This window comes from Actinoallomurus acaciae (genome assembly GCF_042429965.1).
Taxonomy (GTDB): domain Bacteria; phylum Actinomycetota; class Actinomycetes; order Streptosporangiales; family Streptosporangiaceae; genus Actinoallomurus; species Actinoallomurus acaciae.
Window position 1 is genome coordinate 1 of sequence record NZ_JBHLZP010000637.1, and the last position, 4135, is coordinate 4135.

At 73.0% G+C, this 4135-nt stretch carries 2 protein-coding genes and 1 pseudogene; 2 read left to right on the forward strand and 1 reads right to left on the reverse strand.

Going from position 1 to position 4135, the window contains the following annotated elements; translation table 11 throughout:
- Positions 1-296 precede the first annotated feature (296 nt).
- Positions 297-1760 (forward strand): MFS transporter, encoded by a 1464-nt coding sequence (locus ACFFNX_RS43880; RefSeq protein WP_378212182.1) that lies wholly within the window; start codon positions 297-299, stop codon positions 1758-1760.
- Positions 1761-1851: 91 nt separating this feature from the next.
- Positions 1852-3822, forward strand: a complete 1971-nt coding sequence (locus ACFFNX_RS43885) for an ABC transporter ATP-binding protein (protein WP_378212183.1) — start codon at positions 1852-1854, stop codon at positions 3820-3822.
- A gap of 112 nt (positions 3823-3934) precedes the next feature.
- On the opposite strand, the pseudogene ACFFNX_RS43890 reads toward ACFFNX_RS43885, so the two are convergent.
- A pseudogene (locus ACFFNX_RS43890) lies at positions 3935-4135 on the reverse strand (LLM class flavin-dependent oxidoreductase); the annotation flags it as partial.

Below are 4135 nucleotides of genomic sequence, written 5' to 3' on the forward strand. Positions count from 1 at the left end.
CCGGCGGTGAGCGCGGCGTACGAGGTGCCGGCGAAGTCGGCCGCGGCGAACGGGTGCGGCCGGGGCGTGGCACGGACGAGCCGGAGGACGGGCGGCGGGAACCCCCGGCGCCGGAACACGCCGAGCCGGACGACCGGGAGCCGGATCGCCCCCAGTAGGGCCCTGTCGCGAAGACGACGCCCTCGCCGCCGACCGGCCTCCGCGGCCGGTGATGCCGCGGGACGTACGTTTGCGCGCGGAGAGGGGGGTACCCACCTCGTCGGTTCCGATCGACGGCGAGGGGACGAGGAGGCCGCATGGGCGCCGATGGTCTGAAAAAGATCGAGACGAACGTGCCCGCGCGGCTCGACCGGCTCCCCTGGGCGCGCTGGCACTGGCTGATCCTCATCGGCCTGGGCACCGTGTGGATCCTCGACGGCCTCGAGGTGAACGTGGTCGGGGTCATCGGCCCGCGGCTGACCTCCACGGCCGGCGGGCTGGGGCTCAGCGACTCGCAGGTCGGGCTGGGCGCGGCGCTGTACGTGGCGGGCGCGTGCGCCGGCGCGCTCGTCTTCGGCCATCTCACCGACCGGTTCGGGCGCAAGAGGCTCTTCCTCGTCACGCTCACGGTCTACCTGCTCGCCACCGTGGCGACCGCGTTCTCCTTCTCCCCCATCTGGTTCTACCTCTGCCGGATCGTCACCGGCATGGGGATCGGCGGCGAGTACGCGGCGGTCAACTCGGCCATCGACGAGCTGATCCCGGCCCGGCTGCGCGGCACCGTCGACATCGTGGTGAACGGGTCGTTCTGGCTGGGCACGACCTTCGCGGCCCTGCTGTCGGTGCCGGTGCTCAACGCCTCGCTGCTGCCGGAGAACGTCGGCTGGCGGCTGCTGTTCGCCCTCGGCGCCGTTCTCGGCGTCGGCATCCTCTTCGTCCGGCGGATCGTCCCGGAGAGCCCGCGGTGGCTGTTCATCCACGGCCGGGACGGCGAGGCCGAGGAGGTCGTCCGCGGCATCGAACGGGAGGTCGCCGACGAGACCGGGCAGCCGCTCGGCGAGGTGGAGGAGAAGATCACCATCCGCCAGCGTCACACGGTCGGCTTCGGCGAGATCGTCCGTACCGCCGTGAGCCGCTACCCGCGGCGTACCGTCCTCGGGCTCTCGCTCTTCGTGGGCCAGGCCTTCCTGTACAACGCGGTGTTCTTCACGTACGCGCTGGTCCTGTCGAAGTTCTTCAAGACGCCCGACGACCACGCCGGCTGGTACCTGGTCCCGATCGGCCTCGGCAACTTCTTCGGCGCGTTCGTGCTCGGCCGCCTGTTCGACCGGCTCGGCCGCAAGGTGATGATCTCCGGCACGTACATCCTGTCCGGCGTGCTGCTGATCGGCACCGCGACGCTGTTCCGCGGCGGCCACCTGTCCGCGGTGACGCTCACGGTCTGCTGGGTCGTGGTGTTCTTCTTCGCCTCGGCCGGCGCCAGCTCCGCGTACCTGACCGTCTCGGAGATCTTCCCGATGGAGACCCGCGCGATGGCCATCGCCGCGTTCTACGCCGTCGGCACCGCGCTCGGCGGCATCATCGGCCCGCTGCTGTTCGGCAGGCTCGTCGACACGGGCCACGCCGGCACGGTCGCCGACGGGTACCTGCTGGGCGCGGGCCTGATGATCCTCGCCGGCATCGTGGAGGCGGTCATCGGCGTGGAGGCCGCCGGGCGTTCGCTGGAGGACATCGCCGCCCCGCTCTCCGCCGAGCGGCCGGCGGTGAGCGCCGGCCGGTGAGACGGCCGGCCGCCGGTCTCCCCGACCGTGCCAGGTGACACAGCGGCCCGCCCCGGAGACGCCCATCATGAGGGCGGAGCCTGGGGGTGGGATGGACGAGATGCCATCGGCCGACACCGCACGCGACGACGACGAAGAGCCGGGCGGCGTTCCGGGTGAGGGCGAGGACGACGTCCTGCCGACGGTGGCGACCCTCCACTGGTACGACCACGCCGAGGCGGCCGCGACCGCCCGGTTCACGGCCGTCGCCCGCCGCCTGCCCGCGCTGATCGGCCAGGCGCTGCGCCTGGCCTGGCGCGCCGGGCCCGCCGACACGATCACCACGATCGCGCTGAACCTGTTGTCGGGGGTCTTCACCGCGCTGGGCCTGCTCGCCACGACCGGTGTGCTCGACGCCCTGCTCGCCGCGGGCCCGACGCCGGATCGGATACGCGCGGCGCTGCCGTCCCTGCTTCTCGTCGGCGGGGCGGCGGTCCTGCGCTCGATGCTGTCGGCCGCCGCCGGGTGGGCGCAGGCCAGGCTGACCCCGCGGGTCCAGCAGCGGGCCGAGATGGAGCTGTATGAGGTGACGAGCCGCATCGACCTCGCCAGCTACGACGACTCGGAGTTCTACGAGGCCCTCATGCGCGCCGAGGGACCGGGCGCCTCGGCGGCGGAGCAGGTGGTCTCGGCCACGATCGACATCGTCACCGGCATGACCTCCTTCGCGGCCGCGGCGATCGCCATCACCACCCTGCATCCAGTGCTGCTCCCGCTCCTGCTCGTCACCGCGCTGCCCGAAGCCTGGGCGGCGATCCGCGTCGCGCGCTCGCGGTACCTGATGATGGTGGAGACGGTCGGCCCCCGCTACCACTCGGTGATCCTCGGCGACCTGCTCAGCAACCGCCGGTATGCCGCCGACCTGCGTTCGTACACCCTCCAGGACCTTCTGCTCGCCCAGTACCGGCGGGTGGCCGGCGTCTACCGCGACGCCCAGCTCCGCCTCGCGCGCAGGAACACCGCCACCCGGCTCGCCGGGGACGCCGGGTCCGGGCTGGCCGGCGGGCTGGTCTACCTCGCGCTCGGGCTGCTGCTGGCCGCGGCGTGGCTGCCCCTCGCCGTCGCCGGCACCGCCGTCCTGGCCATCCGTACGAGCCGGGCCGCCCTGTCCCAGCTGATCCACGCGGTGAACGACTGCTACGAGCAGGGCCTGTACCTCACCGACTACACGACGTTCCTCGCCACCGCCCGCGCCCACCTGCCGCCGCCGGCCACCGCCGAGGTGCCCGACGGCCTCACCTCGATCACCGTGGAGAACGTGTCGTTCACCTATCCCGGAAGCGATGAGCCGGCGCTACGCGACGTGTCCCTCACCCTGCCCGCCGGGCAGATCATGGCGCTGGTCGGGGAGAACGGATCCGGCAAGAGCACGCTGGCCAAGCTGCTCGCCCACCTGTACACGCCCGGCTCGGGCCGCATCCGCTGGGACGGGGTGGACCTGGCAGGCACCGACGCCCAGGCCGTACGCTCACGGGTCGCGGTCATCGCGCAGGACCACGCCCACTGGCCGATGACCGCCCGCGCCAACGTCGTGCTGGGCGACGAAGGCGACCCCGGGCGCCTCGACCGCGCGGCCGTCTCCGCCGGCACCGACGAGGTGGTCGCCGAACTGCCCCACGGCTGGGACACGATGCTGGACCGCCGGTTCAAGGACTCCCACGAGCTGTCCGGCGGCCAGTGGCAGCGGATCGCCGTCTCTCGCGGCTTCTACCGCGACGCCCCTCTGATCATCTGCGACGAGCCGTCCTCGAACCTGGACGCGCGGGCCGAGCACACGCTCTTCGAGGCGATCCGCCGCCACATGCGCGGCCGTACGGTGGTCCTGATCACACACCGGCTCGCCAACATCCGCGACGCCGACATGATCCACGTACTCGAACACGGCCGGATCACCGCCAGCGGCACACACGACGAGCTCATGGCGCGCGAGGGCGCGTACCGCGAGCTGTATCTCCTGCAGGCCGCCGCGTACGCGAACGCGGCGGGAGACACCGGGGGACCTGTCCGGCCGTCTCTGGCGTGAGCGGGTCAGGTACCACCGCGCCCGCTCGACCGGCGTGTCCTGGGGACTCGCGCTCGTACGCGGGCCTCGGTCGACACCGCGCCGGAGACAGGCGCCTCCCGTCCGCCGCCCGTCAGTGGACGAGTGGCCGGACCTCCTCGGCCGCGAACCGTACGAAGCCCTCCAGGTCGGGCTCGTCGCCGGTCGGTTGCAGGACGACGGTGGTGGCGCCGGCGTCCGCCCAGCGCCGGACGGCGGCGGCGACCGCACGCGCGTCACCGGCGACACCGGCCGCCGGGTCGCCGCCCTCGCGTCGCAGTTCGGCCGCGAGCCG

Bases quoted from the DNA above. Each gene is read 5' to 3' on its own strand.
- ACFFNX_RS43885 (WP_378212183.1), top strand. From the start codon at position 1,852: ATGGACGAGATGCCATCGGCCGACACCGCACGCGACGACGACGAAGAG.
- ACFFNX_RS43880 (WP_378212182.1), top strand. From the start codon at position 297: ATGGGCGCCGATGGTCTGAAAAAGATCGAGACGAACGTGCCCGCGCGG.